Source organism: Microcystis sp., assembly GCF_048564745.1.
Taxonomy (GTDB): domain Bacteria; phylum Cyanobacteriota; class Cyanobacteriia; order Cyanobacteriales; family Microcystaceae; genus Microcystis; species Microcystis ichthyoblabe_A.
The window spans coordinates 1-13421 of the sequence record NZ_JBLZRT010000033.1 but is presented as its reverse complement, the minus strand read 5'-3'; the positions used below and the strand labels follow the sequence as shown (position 1 = coordinate 13421).

The 13421-nt window shown below is 43.5% G+C and carries 17 protein-coding genes and 3 pseudogenes; 12 read left to right on the top strand and 8 right to left on the bottom strand.

Features of this window, described 5'->3' with window-relative positions:
* Positions 1-79: 79 nt before the first annotated feature.
* On the bottom strand, positions 80-238 hold the full coding sequence (locus ACOCD9_RS05635; RefSeq protein ID WP_287703883.1) for a hypothetical protein: 159 nt from the start codon (positions 236-238) through the stop codon (positions 80-82).
* Between the two features lie 444 nt (positions 239-682).
* On the opposite strand from ACOCD9_RS05635, the gene ACOCD9_RS05630 reads away from it, so the two are divergent.
* On the top strand, positions 683-1045 hold the full coding sequence (locus tag ACOCD9_RS05630) for a DUF6972 family protein (protein ID WP_002738203.1): 363 nt from the start codon (positions 683-685) through the stop codon (positions 1043-1045).
* Positions 1005-1295, top strand: a complete 291-nt coding sequence (locus tag ACOCD9_RS05625) for a hypothetical protein (RefSeq protein ID WP_002737941.1) — start codon at positions 1005-1007, stop codon at positions 1293-1295. The genes ACOCD9_RS05630 and ACOCD9_RS05625 overlap by 41 nt, the downstream gene beginning before the upstream one ends.
* A 153-nt stretch (positions 1296-1448) precedes the next feature.
* On the opposite strand, the gene ACOCD9_RS05620 is transcribed toward ACOCD9_RS05625, so the two are convergent.
* Both ACOCD9_RS05620 and ACOCD9_RS05615 read right to left on the bottom strand, forming a co-directional pair.
* On the bottom strand, positions 1449-2552 hold the full coding sequence (locus tag ACOCD9_RS05620; RefSeq protein ID WP_419546689.1) for a T3SS effector HopA1 family protein: 1104 nt from the start codon (positions 2550-2552) through the stop codon (positions 1449-1451).
* Between the two features lie 24 nt (positions 2553-2576).
* Complete coding sequence (locus ACOCD9_RS05615; protein WP_287703879.1) at positions 2577-3746, bottom strand: phosphotransferase; 1170 nt, start codon at positions 3744-3746, stop codon at positions 2577-2579.
* Between the two features lie 218 nt (positions 3747-3964).
* Here ACOCD9_RS05615 and ACOCD9_RS05610 point away from each other — a divergent pair.
* Positions 3965-4405: pseudogene (locus ACOCD9_RS05610) on the top strand (alpha/beta fold hydrolase); the annotation flags it as partial.
* Between the two features lie 12 nt (positions 4406-4417).
* On the opposite strand, the gene ACOCD9_RS05605 reads toward ACOCD9_RS05610, so the two are convergent.
* Positions 4418-5368 (bottom strand): undecaprenyl-diphosphate phosphatase, encoded by a 951-nt coding sequence (locus ACOCD9_RS05605; RefSeq protein ID WP_287703877.1) that lies wholly within the window; start codon positions 5366-5368, stop codon positions 4418-4420.
* Positions 5369-5581: 213 nt separating this feature from the next.
* On the opposite strand from ACOCD9_RS05605, the gene ACOCD9_RS05600 reads away from it, so the two are divergent.
* The 5 genes and pseudogenes from ACOCD9_RS05600 to dps all read left to right on the top strand — a co-directional run bounded on the left by ACOCD9_RS05600 (position 5582) and on the right by dps (position 8194).
* The gene (locus ACOCD9_RS05600; protein ID WP_288117793.1) at positions 5582-6313 is read left to right on the top strand and encodes a glutathione peroxidase; all 732 of its coding nucleotides are present in this window, start codon (positions 5582-5584) and stop codon (positions 6311-6313) included.
* A 208-nt stretch (positions 6314-6521) separates the two neighbouring features.
* A complete protein-coding gene (locus tag ACOCD9_RS05595) occupies positions 6522-6872 on the top strand; it encodes a hypothetical protein (RefSeq protein WP_016514355.1) in 351 nt (116 codons plus the stop codon).
* A 93-nt stretch (positions 6873-6965) separates the two neighbouring features.
* Positions 6966-7172: a type II toxin-antitoxin system HicB family antitoxin gene (locus ACOCD9_RS05590; protein ID WP_002739432.1), complete on the top strand. Its 207-nt coding sequence runs from the start codon at positions 6966-6968 to the stop codon at positions 7170-7172.
* A 2-nt stretch (positions 7173-7174) separates the two neighbouring features.
* Positions 7175-7402, top strand: a pseudogene (locus ACOCD9_RS05585) (type II toxin-antitoxin system HicA family toxin).
* Between the two features lie 258 nt (positions 7403-7660).
* The gene (gene dps / locus ACOCD9_RS05580; protein ID WP_419546686.1) at positions 7661-8194 is read left to right on the top strand and encodes a DNA starvation/stationary phase protection protein Dps; all 534 of its coding nucleotides are present in this window, start codon (positions 7661-7663) and stop codon (positions 8192-8194) included.
* Positions 8195-8382: 188 nt separating this feature from the next.
* On the opposite strand, the gene cobT is transcribed toward dps, so the two are convergent.
* Positions 8383-9456, bottom strand: a complete 1074-nt coding sequence (cobT, locus tag ACOCD9_RS05575) for a nicotinate mononucleotide-dependent phosphoribosyltransferase CobT (protein WP_419546684.1) — start codon at positions 9454-9456, stop codon at positions 8383-8385.
* A 17-nt stretch (positions 9457-9473) separates the two neighbouring features.
* On the opposite strand from cobT, the gene ACOCD9_RS05570 reads away from it, so the two are divergent.
* The 4 genes and pseudogenes from ACOCD9_RS05570 to ACOCD9_RS05555 form a co-directional block, all read left to right on the top strand.
* Entirely contained in the window at positions 9474-10352 is an 879-nt protein-coding gene (locus ACOCD9_RS05570) for an ABC transporter permease (protein WP_419546732.1), read from the top strand.
* Positions 10353-10397: 45 nt separating this feature from the next.
* Positions 10398-10760, top strand: coding sequence for a thioredoxin family protein (locus ACOCD9_RS05565; RefSeq protein ID WP_419546682.1), 363 nt, complete (start codon positions 10398-10400; stop codon positions 10758-10760).
* A gap of 16 nt (positions 10761-10776) precedes the next feature.
* The gene (locus ACOCD9_RS05560) at positions 10777-11955 is read left to right on the top strand and encodes an LL-diaminopimelate aminotransferase (RefSeq protein WP_419546680.1); all 1179 of its coding nucleotides are present in this window, start codon (positions 10777-10779) and stop codon (positions 11953-11955) included.
* A gap of 88 nt (positions 11956-12043) precedes the next feature.
* A pseudogene (locus tag ACOCD9_RS05555) lies at positions 12044-12124 on the top strand (PEP-CTERM sorting domain-containing protein); the annotation flags it as partial.
* Between the two features lie 65 nt (positions 12125-12189).
* Here the strand turns inward: ACOCD9_RS05555 and ACOCD9_RS05550 are convergent.
* From ACOCD9_RS05550 to ACOCD9_RS05540, 3 genes are all read right to left on the bottom strand, one after another.
* A complete protein-coding gene (locus ACOCD9_RS05550) occupies positions 12190-12384 on the bottom strand; it encodes a hypothetical protein (RefSeq protein ID WP_419546678.1) in 195 nt (64 codons plus the stop codon).
* 22 nt (positions 12385-12406) lie between these two features.
* Positions 12407-12610, bottom strand: coding sequence for a hypothetical protein (locus tag ACOCD9_RS05545; RefSeq protein ID WP_419546677.1), 204 nt, complete (start codon positions 12608-12610; stop codon positions 12407-12409).
* A gap of 22 nt (positions 12611-12632) precedes the next feature.
* Positions 12633-13421, bottom strand: a 789-nt coding sequence (locus ACOCD9_RS05540) for an Rpn family recombination-promoting nuclease/putative transposase (protein ID WP_419546675.1), incomplete at its 5' end; no start/stop codon positions are given.

Genomic DNA, 13421 nt, shown 5'->3' with positions numbered 1-13421 from the left:
ATAAAACTATCTCGGTTTCATTTTTTGGGAACCTCGAAAAATCATAACAAAAGCAATTAATCAAAGTCTCCTATTCTATTCACTTCTCGACGCAAACCAAAGTCCACGTAATTATGACACGCCAACCTCCTAATGTATCAAGCATTTCCGAATCGGTCAATTCATGCATATAACTTTCAGAATCCGAGAACAAATCTGCACCAGCAGGACGTAAGTCAGAAATAGTAATATTAGCCATTTTCGTTTCCTCTTGGAATAAGTTTTACTTTGAGGTAGTCAGATTAATTATGCTCTTCCTTTCCCTATGACTCTTATTATTGCCTAACTCTCAAATAATGACAAGGGGTTGAGCAACTTTAAGGTTCATCTAACTAGCACAATTATGTCTCAATTTTACCGACCAAAACACCGTAATTTCACGTAGATTATGACCGCAAATTCCCATTATTTCGTATCACCGAGCTTTGTTTTTGAGACAGAACTAACACAATTATGTCTTTTTTATATCTCTCTCCCCTGGGTTCGGGTGGTGGCGGGTCAAAAAAATAGCCCTATGCCCTAATGAGACTAAACTTTAGCGATGGGCCGATTGCTACTTTATTTTAAGATAGGCGATAAGCCTGACGGCATAGCGACCCTTACCGCTTTTTGTTATAGTAAGATGGCTAGTTAAACAAATCACATGAGTGGTATTAACAGAGAAATATATCTAGAAAACCGAACCAGTCTGATTGACAAACATTTACCCGAAACCGAAAAATCCCAAAGAGAACTGGAAATCGAAGGAATCGTCTATTTGTTTAACAATCGCCAGACAATGGAGAGAGTGGCAGAGGAAATTAAGCAAAGAGGAGAGAGAACGGGAGCAGCAGATTCAGAAGACAAATACGAACGCTATGGATTATTTTTTGCCGAACCAATTGGGTATATCCTAAAATTAGATGGAACGAGAATCCCTCTCCACTATGGAGAAATAAAAATAAAAAAAAGCACAGGAAAATATCATGTCATACCTCGTACCAGACCGCGCACCACAAAATCCTGAAAACGCAAAAACGCAAATTACGCCAACAGAAAAAACACAATGGGAATTTGCCGAAATCTGGGTAGATCCTTGGCTTTCACCCCCCTATATTCTGATGTTAGTTAAAGAACAATCCGGTAAATTCTCGATTCAAAATCCCGCACAAAACTATCAATCTATCTTTACCAGCGATACTTACGAAGAAAGTCTTATGTGGTTACTGGAAGATGAATATGAGCGAGTCACAGGTCGCTTTTGCCAACCAGAGTAAAAGCAAGGCGATAAGCCTATTTTACCCGAAAAAGAAACCCGGTTTCTGAGTCTCCGAGTTCTGCGCCAAGAAAGAAACCGGGGTTTTTTCTATGCTTTACCCAGAATAACTCAGGAAAATAGTAAAAACCCGGTTTCTGATTTTCTCTTAGCATCAGCTTGCCAACTCTAATCCCTGATAAACATCCTCAGAATCAGCATTCAAATAAGGACGCTGCCAATCAATCCCCAACCCAGAAAACTGCTCAGAAATAGCAGTAATGCGACCCACCGCAGAATTGTCCTCCTGTTGCCAAGCCATCAACAACCCATTGGCTATAATCTGACAGCGATTCATCCCAAAACTTTCCTCACTGCCAAACTTTTTGTCCGGTTCCTCCGCTAACCCCAATCCCGGTGCTAACTCCAGAGTAAATAAAGGTATTTCAGGCTTAAAAACAGACTGATTCTGCTGATAAACATTAGCCACAACCTGCCTCACCAACTCATAATCTGTTTTGCCAAAATAAAGCACCCCAGCATCATATCGTTGATAATCAACTGGATTATATAAAGCCTTAAAACTAAAAGGAATCCCCCTCTCATTTAACCTTTCAGTCAACCCAGTCATCACAGCCACCGCGCCTTCGGGAGTAACATTAAAATAGAGCCGCACCATCGCTTCCTCTCTCTGTAAACCGGCATTACCCACCGCCATATAAAAGCCATTTTGCACCAAATTCTTAGGCATCAAAATTGACACAACATCCCCCACAGCCGCCGCTTTTTCAGACTCTTGAAGATGCTTGTCCCGTTGGATATGTAACCGCAAACCGCCCTTAGTTACAGCCAAACTGCCATCGGTTTCTTCTCTCAAAACCGACCAACCCGAATCAAAATAACCCTCACCCTTATTCGCTTCCTCTAACTGCCCATAAAAATCCATAGATACGCCAGCAAAACTATTATTCTCCAAATCTAATTGCTGACCCTTATTCTCAGAACCTAATGCTTGCGATGCCTGCATTGACCCATTATAATAAATGCCATAAAGAAAACTCCGCAACTGTAAGCTCATATATTTATCCTGTATTTCCTTCGGTAAAGCCTGAATCCTAGACAACATCTCAGCAGGCAGTTCCCAGGGTTGATAATCAGGATGACGAATCGAAAAATTAGCGGAAATTTCGACATTTTCAGCAATATCTAACAAAACTTCCTTTAACCGACCTCTAACCTCAGGGGCTAAATGATGAGATTGAGAATTAAGTAATGACATAATTTTTCAAGATACTCAACGATATTAAACTTTGCCAACAACAGAAGAATTAATCTGATTTAACTGAGTAGCAGTAGCCCCAAAAATCGTGGGCATTGACGATTCAGGACGAGATAACAAAGCCTTGGCTACCTGAAGCATAGCAATCCCCGTATTATTAAAGGTTTTTTGATACTGAATCATTGCCAAAATCCCAATAATTAAAGAAAAACCGGCCAACTGTACCACTTGCTTTAAGAAATCAGGACGATATTCTAAGATTTCTGGGAAAGTTTCTAAATAAGCTAAAGTTAACCCACCGATAGATGGCTGCAGTAATTCTAGGGGAGTAGTGGCTAGTCGCAAAGATTCTTCAATACTGAGAGAATTACTAATCACCAAGCTACCCAACCAAATTTGTAGATAACTAGCGATCGCCATTCCCAAATCAAATGCTGGATCTCCCCAATCAGACCTTTCCCAATCAATCAACCGGATCCCATTTCCATTAATATCTTCCCAGTTTCGATTCAGAAGAATATTATTGAGCTTGATGTCATTGTGAGTCAGACAAACAGGAGAAATAGTTTCACTGGCTCGATGAACTGCTTCTCCTAAGCTATCATATCGTTGATAAAGTGCAAAAAATTTCAATCCATCCATCGGAGCCATACCAAAAATTTCAGGACCGATCCTTTCCAAACTCTCTAATAATAGCGGAGATACTTTCGGTTTTCCAGCAAACTCTTCTTTGACAAAAAATTCCCGATAAATACTCTGATTCCAGGTATCACGGTGAATTGTCGCCAAACAACTGCCGATTTGAGTAGCAACCTGAGCTGGAAAGAGATTCTCTTTAGAATAAAACTCTGCTAAATCCTGATAATTATCCAGATAAGTAGAAACTAAAATTGAGTTATCAGCATCGTGGAGCAGTAATTCTGGCAGAAAACTACGCCAATGGTCAATTTCAGGAAAGTTCTCTAGAAATTTGGGGATTCGCCATTCCCCAAAAAACTCACCCACCGTTTCCTTTTCTAAATTAATAAATTGTTCTTGTTTAACCAGTAACTTTCGCCCCTCTGGTAAAGTCACTAATAAGTTAAAATTTTTAGCCTGAATCTGCTCTACTCCCGGATTTTCTTGTGAGCGATCGCAGATTTTTTGGTCGATTAAATAGTCATAAACATTTTGAGAACTTAACACAAATTTCATAATTACAATTATTCTCAAATATCGCTGATCTGTTTTTATTGATTTTAATTATAATTGATGATAGCCTTATTGCCAAGCTATTCATCTGCATTAAAAAAACATAATTAACACAATTATGTCTAAACTTAAACTAATCGCGCCAGTCAACCTACCTGTTAGATTGGTTTAGGGCTAATTGCGATCGCTCCATAGACAAAGAAACCGGGTTTCTCCACAGGGACAAGGCGGCTTTTGCTGCCTTTCATAAATTCGGTAAGTATGTGGTACAGTTTCGTTATGATTGGTTTTTAAAAGTACCTTTTGCCGATCAATTATTTATGGCGAGATTTTTGCATCGATCGATCCCAAAATCAGAAAGAATTGCTTTTTTAGAAGATTTTTTAGCGGCGGATTATGAGGCAGCCCTAGGCACAATTTATACATCTGTGAGTAAAAAAGCAGTGGAAATTATGCCAGGTAAATTTGCCGAGATTAAAATACCAACTCTTTTAGTATCAGGGGAAAAAGACATTATTATCCCTGCCAAAATGGGCAAAATGGCGGCGGATTTGAATAATAATATCCAGTATGTGGAGATGGCTAATACCGCTCACTTTCCCATGTTAGAAGATGCCCCCACTTATCTAAAAAAATTGCAAGATTTTTTAGAAATTAATTAGAATGCCAAAAGGTCAGGAAAAACGCCCCCAGGCTACACCAATCAGGATAGTAACCCCGAAAAAGAGACGATACCAGACAAAAACCCAGGTACTCTGTTTTTTGAGATAATCTAATAACCAAGCGATCGAAAGATAGGAAAATATCCCCGAGGAAATTACCCCAATAGCGAGGGGAATTAATTCACTGGTGTTAATCTGGTCGAGAACGCCTTTAAATTCTACTAAACCGGCTAAAGTTATCGCCGGAATCCCCAGCAGAAAGGAAAATCGCGCTGCTACGGCCCTTTCTAAACCCATGAATAACCCGGCAGTTAAGGTGGACCCAGAACGAGATACCCCCGGTATTAGGGCTAAAGCTTGGGCTAATCCCATTAAAACCCCGTCTTTTTGTCGCAAAGTCTCAAAACTGCGTTTATGTTTCCCGATTTTTTCGGCCGTACCTAAGAGTAAAGCCATGACTATGGAGGCACAGGCGATCGCTGTCATGCTTCTCAGGGGGGAGTTATCTAAATCGGGAATGAAAAGTTTCATTAACAAACCGAAGAAAACGATCGGAATTGTGCCTAGGATAATCCCCACGGCTAAACGAAAATCCTGGGAACGATAATCGGAACTAGCCACCGCTTTCACCATTCCCGTGGATATTTGCCTTAAATCCTGCCAAAAATAGGACAATACCGCCGCAATACTGCCCAATTGAATCACTGCTGTATAGGTGACACCAGGATCTCCCCAACCCAAAAAGACGGGAATCGCTTTTAAATGAGCGGTACTGCTAATCGGCAAAAATTCCGTCACTCCCTGCACAAATCCCAAAAAAATCGCCTGTAACCAGTTAATTTTTGCCAGAGGTATGGTGCTAGTGGTTGATTGGGCAATGACGGCGGGTGTAATCGCCAAAATCACCGTTATTATCGCTAGTCCTAGCCATTTATAGCTTTTTTTCAGGAAGGAAAACATCATTTTTCAGTAAAAAAAGGGTTGGGTGTTGGGTGTTGGGTGTGGGGGGGGGTTAGGGAAATTAACTAATCAATATTACTGCCTTTTGTCTATTTCCCATTCTCCTATCTCCTGATTTAAGTATAAATACTTGTTGACAACTCATAGTCGTTATGATTACACTTAATTTAGACAAACTCGAAATGAGTACGACTTAGCAATTAGGAGTTGACGATTATGCTACCAAACCGAGAAGGGCAGAGAGTTCCCGATGTCACCTTTCCTGTACGTCAAAATAATCAATGGGTGAACATCACCAGCGAGGAATTATTCAAAGGAAAAACCGTTGTTCTTTTTGCCTTACCCGGGGCATTCACTCCCACCTGTTCCACCTCCCATTTACCCGGATATAACGAATTAGCCCCAGTTTTTCGGGAAAATGGCGTAGATACTATTGTTTGCTTGTCGGTGAATGATACCTTTGTCATGAACGAGTGGGCAAAAGACCAAGAATGTGATAATATCCTTTTGATTCCCGACGGTAACGGCGAATTTAGCGCAGGAATGGGGATGTTAGTCGATAAAGCTGACTTAGGTTTCGGTAAACGTTCTTGGCGCTATTCGATGCTAGTCAAAGATGGTGTTATCGAGAAAATGTTCATTGAACCGGAAGAACCGGGAGATCCTTTCAAAGTCTCCGATGCAGAAACGATGTTAAACTACATCAACCCAGAAGCCAAAAAACCGCCTTTAGTCTCTCTTTTCTCGAAAGTGGGCTGTCCCTACTGCCTCCGGGCCAAGAAAATGTTAGAAGAAAAAGGGCTACAATACGAAGAAATTATCCTCGGACGCGATGCCACCAGTCGTTCTCTGCGGGCCATGAGTGGCAATACCACCACCCCGCAAGTCTTCATTAACGGGCAATTAATTGGCGGTTCGGAAGAATTAGCGGCTCATTTAGGAGCATAATTAATCAGTCAGACCTCAAGTTATCTTTCCATTGCAACTGGAGAGATATCTGTGAGAGGTTTTGCCCGGGCAAGTTAGAGCTTTTTTGTTGGGTGTGATTGTAGTCTGATGTATTTCGTTAATCATTTATAGCGTTTCTCAGTCTTATAAAGTACACCATCTGTTGCCTGTTCCCTAACTAAAACCAGAAACTTTGTGCCTCACAAGTATGAGAATTGCTTATTTTGTGAAAGCCCGTGACTTCATAAAGCCAAATGAAAAGGTAGTCGTTATCTTTACAGAGGGAAAACACTTTGTTCTCCACGATGACAACACTGGTTCAACGGGTCAGTGGAAGATCGATCCCAATCGTGAAGTTGACCGTATTATTCTTTATCATCGTGATGATGAGAATAATGCGAATAATTTGTACATAGCGAACCATGCTGGTGCAGAGCCAGCAGACAGGGAAGGTCGATACGACATTCGATTAACTCATGTTCAGTACATAGGGGCAACATCCGTAAATTGGGTTGAGTTTGCTGAAGGTGGGCAAAACCCAATTCGGTATCTTCCTTGATGTAGCTTTGATTACTGAAGGTTCTTGTCATCCACTAATAGGTAGGTGAGAACACGAGGTAAACTATAAGCGGGGGGATTGTGGCGAAAACTTATGAAGTTGACTGTAACACTTGACCGTGACGAAGATGGAGTTTGGGTTGTAGAATGCCCCAGCATTCCGGGTTGTGTCAGCCAAGGTAAAACGAGAGCAGAAGCTCTTGAAAATATCAGAGATGCAATTATCGCCTGCCTTCAAGTTCGTGCAGAACGTGGGCTACCGCTAACGATTGAAACTCACCAAGTAGAGGTAATGGCATAATCATGTCCTCTGCTCTTCCTGTTCTCAGCGGACGTGAGATAGTCCGAGTATTTGAGACCTTCGGCTGGCAAGTTGCGCGTTAAAGTGCCAGCCATATTATCATGGTTAAGGAGGGCGAACAGGTAACACTCTCTGTTCCTGATCATCGTGAAGTGGCAAAGGGTACGCTTCGTAGTCTTATTCGTACTGCTGGAATTACGGTACAAGAATTTGTTTCTGGCATGAGATGAGCGATAAGAGAGGTCTGACAATTCGAGTGCAGCAGACGGACGAAGGCTGCTGATGCTCAGTTCAAGGTTGTCTGATGCCGCTGATTCGAGCCGTTACTTGTACTGAGCGCATTGGAAGTATCAGTTATCAGCTACTTGTTTTCCGAATTAATTGGCCGTTTTTCAGTTTATTATCAACGTCCAATAGGATCAAAATCAGTCCCTTATGCACCCACAAAAATTATCGAGTATTCTGTTAACTGATCAAGGAGAAAGATTATGGTAGCCACTCCAGTCAAAACCAAAACCACGGGACAATACTACGCCACCCGCATCGATTTAGCATTAGATATCCGCAAAGCTGTGGTTGAAATCTTAAGCCAAACCCTTGCCGCTAGTTTAGACCTAAAAACTCAGGTTAAACAAGCCCACTGGAATGTAAAAGGTTTAAATTTCTACCAATTGCACAACCTCTTCGATGAAATGTCCACGGAATTAGAAGGCTATGGGGACATGGTAGCAGAACGGATTACCGCTTTAGGTGGAACCGCTTTGGGAACAGCGCGCATCGCCGCCGCTAACTCGATTCTACCGGAATATCCGGCTGATATCGTCGATGGTAGTGAACATATCGTTGCTTTAGCCGAACGTTATGCCTTATACGCTTCCCATCTTCGTTCTGCTATTGATACCACTGGCAATCAAGGGGATGCCGACACAGCGGATCTCTATACGGAAATCTCCCGGGACATCGATAAACGTCTCTGGTTCCTAGAAGCGCATCTGATTAAATCGGAAGATGTTATCGGTTAATTTATAGATGAATTTGGGGTGTGTTAACGTAGCTTAATACACCTTAAATTCTCGTAATCGGTAAACGTAGCCAATCACTTATAGTCATTTCAATTAAAATTGAGAATATCAATCCCAGAGTTCATAAGGGTTTTGAAGGATTTTGTCGGTCTAGACTGTATCAGACTTATCTGAAATGACTATAACTACTATAGTTGAAACCCGATTAAATTTTCGATCGCCTTGACCAAATCTTGATTAGTCCAATTCTGGTACAGATAAGCAGCGATCGCACATCCTCCCGCACCGACTCCTTCCTTGACGAAACCCTGTTCATAAGCTTGCAAAACCGGGTATTTAGAGTCGGAAAAGTTTAATTGTGTGGCTAATAGGGGTATTTTTCCGATCAGGCTGGCTAATCCCACCGTATCCCCTGTTTTATCTTCCGTTACCCAGCGAGTTGTGCCGACGATGATATTTTCCCAGTTAACCGGATAGGCATATTTAGTCACTAGAGCTTGAATTAGGGCAGAAACCGCCAACATTTGGGTTCCTCCGGCGAGGAGTACCCCACCCTGGCGACTGGCGGCGATCGCCATGCCAGCGACGAAAATCTGCTGAGGATCGCCTAGGGCGGCGATTACCTCAAAAGGATCAAAAATTTCTTTTCGGGCTAATCCCTGCTCAACTATTGCCCATTTCTGAGCATGATTGCACTGGGGATGGCTACTGTTAACTTTGCCGTTGGCTTGATAACCCAATCCGGTGAGGATGGCGAGGGCGGTGGTGGTGCCACCGACCACACACTCGCCGATAATTAGATAACTAGACTGGCGGGCTAGTTTTTCGCCCCAGGTTAGTCCTTGGGCGAACAGGCGTTTTACTATGGGGAGATCTAGGGCGCGGCCGGTGGAGAGACAACGGGCCGGTTGTCCCCCCAGTTCGATATAATCGACGGCCGGGGGCAAGGGTAAACCGGCGTTAAAAACGAGGACGGGAATGGCTAATTTTTCCACCACGGCGCGGGTAATATAGGCGGGGGAGGCTCCCACCGTTAGGGGGGGTAAGGGATAACGGGGATGGGGTGAAACTCCTTTAACGATAAATTCGGCATCGGCGATCGCTGTGTATTTTCTATCTTCCGGGGTGGCGCCGGCGGTGGAGATTCCGGGGATTAATCCTGTCTCGGTAAACCCCAAAACTAGGGCAAATATCGGAGAAGATTTTTGATGGCGCTGTAACCAATTTTGCCCCCGTTCGATTTCCGTGTAAATTTTAATCATCTGTGATTTTCTTGATTATGTCTCCCCTGTCTTCTGCAATTATCGATACTTGGCGACGTTTTTACCGAGATCCCCTGGCAACAATAGGAGCGATCGCATTAATTATAATTATTCTTGCCGTCCTATTCGGTCCGATTTTTTATCGGGTCCCCATCGATACCATTGATTTTAGTCAAACCACTGCTCCCCCTAGTTTAAAACATCTTTTCGGCACTAATGATCTGGGACAGGATCAATTGGCGAGGATTTTGGTGGGGGGTCGAATTTCCCTGGCGGTGGGGATTGCTGCTATGATAGTCGCGATGATTCTGGGAACGGCGATCGGGGCTATTTCCGGGTTTTACGGGGGCGCGATCGATGGTTTGTTGATGCGATTAACGGATTTATTCCTATCTTTGCCCCAATTGCCCCTACTTTTACTGATTGTCTATCTATTTCGCGATAGCATCAAAAAAATCGCCGGACCGGAAACGGGTATTTTTATCCTTGTGGTTTTAGTAATCGGGGGTTTAAATTGGATGTCGGTGGCGCGATTGGTGCGGGGAAATTTCTTAAAATTACGAGAGATGGAGTTTATCTCGGCTGCGATTGCTTTGGGAGCCACTCCTTTCCGTTTAATCTGGGTGCATTTATTACCTAATGTTTTGGGAATGATTATCGTGGCGGCTACTTTAGCGGTGGGTAATGCGATTATTACCGAGTCAACCCTGAGTTTTTTGGGTTTGGGTTTCCCCCCCGATGTGCCGACTTGGGGACAAATGTTATTTAAAGCTAAAGATTACTTGACAACTGCCCCCCACTTGGTCATTTTTCCCGCTCTGGCTATCGTGATCACGGTGTTAAGTATTAATTTTATCGGTGATGGTTTACGCGATGTCTTTGATCCTAATGTTTAAGGAACTGTGGAAGTGGATAATTGCCGAAAATTACCCAGAACCTCTATGATAATCAGTAGCGATGGTGAGGAAATAAATACTGTGAGTAGCGTAACTGTCATTAGCGATCAGAAGTTTAACCAAGAGGTTTTTGAGGTCGAAAAACCCGTTTTAGTCTATTTTTGGGCGAGTTGGTGCGGTCCGTGCCGTCTGGTATCCCCCTCGATCGATTGGGTGGCGAAAACCTACGGCGAACGGCTAAAAGTAGTTAAACTAGAAATAGACCCTAACCCCAACTCGGTGGCTAAATGTGATGTTAAAGGTGTTCCCGCTTTACGCATCTTTAAAGATAACGAAATTATTGCCACTCATGAAGGGGCGATCGGCAAACAACAATTACAATCTTTTATCGATACCTATGTCAGCTAATTAGGTATCTGTGGTTATGAATAATTTAACCCTAGCACACCGCTTACAGGCACTCCAATCCAACGTTTTTGCCGATATGGATCGGGCAAAAGCTGCCAGTAGAGAAGCGGGTAATACCATTATCGATCTTTCGCTCGGTTCCTCCGATCTTGGGGCTGCTCCCCACGTTATCGATGCTATAGAGCGATCTCTCCACGATCCTCACACCCACGGCTATTTACTCCATAATGGGACCAGAGACTTCCGAATAACTGCCGCTAACTGGTATAGCGATCGCTTTGGTGTTCCCATCGATGCGGAAACGGAGGTTTTACCCCTAATTGGTTCTCAGGAAGGCACGGCCCATCTACCTTTGGCCATTCTCAACCCCGGGGATTTTGCCCTGCTCCTCGATCCAGGTTATCCCTCCCATTTGGGCGGTGTTGCCCTTGCTGGCGGTCAAATGTACGGAATGCCAATTTTGGCAAAAAATGACTTTCTGCCGGTTTTAGAGGACATTCCTGACCTAGTGCTGGCACAATCGAAGCTGATGGTCTTGAGTTATCCCCATAATCCCACTACAGCGATCGCACCTTTGGCATTTTTCCAAAAAGCGGTTAATTTTTGCCGTCAGCATAATTTAGTTTTAATCCACGATTTTCCCTATCTAGACATCTTTTTTGCGGGAACATCGCCCCCCCCGTCAATTTTACAGGCCGATCGAGCTAAAACTAATTCGATCGAGTTTTTTACCTTTTCCAAGTCCTATAATATGGGCGGTTTTCGCATCGGTTTCGCCATTGGCAACCCGCAGTTAATTATGGCTTTGCGACAGATTAAAGCCATGGTTGATTTTAATCAGTATTTGGGCATTCTCAACGGTGCGATCGCTGCTTTAACCGGTAATCAAGATTCAGTCAAGGAAACCGTCGCTATCTTCCAAAAACGTCGGGATGTGTTTATTAATGCCCTAAATCGCATCGGTTGGCCGGTTGCCACTCCGGCCGCCACTATGTACGTTTGGGCGAAAATTCCCCCCAGTTGGCCGGGTAATTCCGTCGATTTTTGTCGGCAATTGGTAGCCCAAACTGGTGTCGCTGTTTCCCCCGGTTCCGGTTTTGGTAAGGGTGGTGAGGGTTATGTGCGTTTTGCCTTAGTTCACGATCCCGATATTCTAGAGGCTGCCGTGGAGAAAATTGCGGCTTTTTTGGCATAAAACCGATATTCTAAGCAGTGGTTATGCTGCAATGGATAACTTTCGCCTTGTTGCTGCTGATATTCCGGGTGATATTGGTAATATGTCCACTCCCGAACCTTCTAGTATTATCGGACTAGGCATACTAGGGAGCGGTTTAGTGGTGCGTCGCCTCGCTAAACGTCGTTAACCGCGCTTGGGGTGGGGGGATGAGCCAAAATTTTGCCAATTCGCCACCCTTTGCGGTTAAAAGCTTTAATTGTGCTGCTGTCTTTGTAATTCCTCGATCGCGTCGGGGGATAAATCAGTAAATCGGGCGATTTCTGAGATAGGAAAACCAGCAGATAGCATTTTTAGGGCAATTTGTCGAGCTTTTTCTTCTTTACCCTCCTCTTTGCCTTCCTCTTTGCCTTCCTCTAAAATATCTTGATAAATGACGGATTCTCTCATAATGTCACTGCGAAGGATTTTTTTAATCGTCTCTCGATTGTAATTCCTCGATAGTTGCGGGGGATAAATCGGTAAATCGGGCAATTTCTGCGATAGGAAAGCCAGCAGATAGCATTTTCAGGGCAATTTGTCGAGCTTTTTCTTCTTTACCTTCCTCTTTGCCTTCCTCTTTGCCTTCCTCTCTGCCTTCCTCTAAAATATCTTGATAGATGACGGATTCTCTCATAATGTCACTCCGAAGGATTTTTTTAATCGTCTCTCGATTGTAATTCCTCGATAGTTGCGGGGGATAAATCGGTAAATCGGGCGATTTCTGGGATAGGAAAACCAGCAGATAGCATTTTTAGGGCAATTTGTCGGGCTTTTTCTTCTTTACCTTCTTGTCGTCCTTCTTGCAGTCCTTCTTGTCGTCCTTCTTGTCGTCCTTTTTCCTCGCCTTCCTCTAAAATATCTTGATAGATGACGGATTCTCTCATAATGTCACTCCGAAGAATATTTTTAATCGTCTCTCGATTTAATACTAACCCGGCGAGAATACTGGTAGCGGCAGCGAGATTGCTTTGCACCTGTTTTTCGGAGATAGTTTCTAAAGAACGGGACACCAGACTTAACAGCTGTTCGGGATCATCGGTATTGCTGAGGACGGCAAAGGGTAATAAACCGGGATGATGGAAAAATTGTGGTGTATTTTCTTCCCAAAGACGGATGACTTGGAAGGAATGAAAGGTTTCCCCCAGACGGAAAGTATTTTCTTGCACTAGGGGGGAATCACTGCGTCGCAGATAAATTACCACTTGACGCATTTGTTTTTGGGGATGACGACGATAGACGCGAATGCGATAATCGAGCATTCGGAAAGGAATCTTAGAGTCGGGGTCGGTTTGAAATTCAGTATGGAGAATCAATTCCTCTGACTGCAAAAAAATCAGAGAATCGGCACGAATGGGGTCTAATTGTAATTCCGTCGGGTCGAGGACGGTTAAGGAGAGGGGAGAACCCAATAACCAAGTGGCTAGATCATCGGAGAAGTTTTCGGC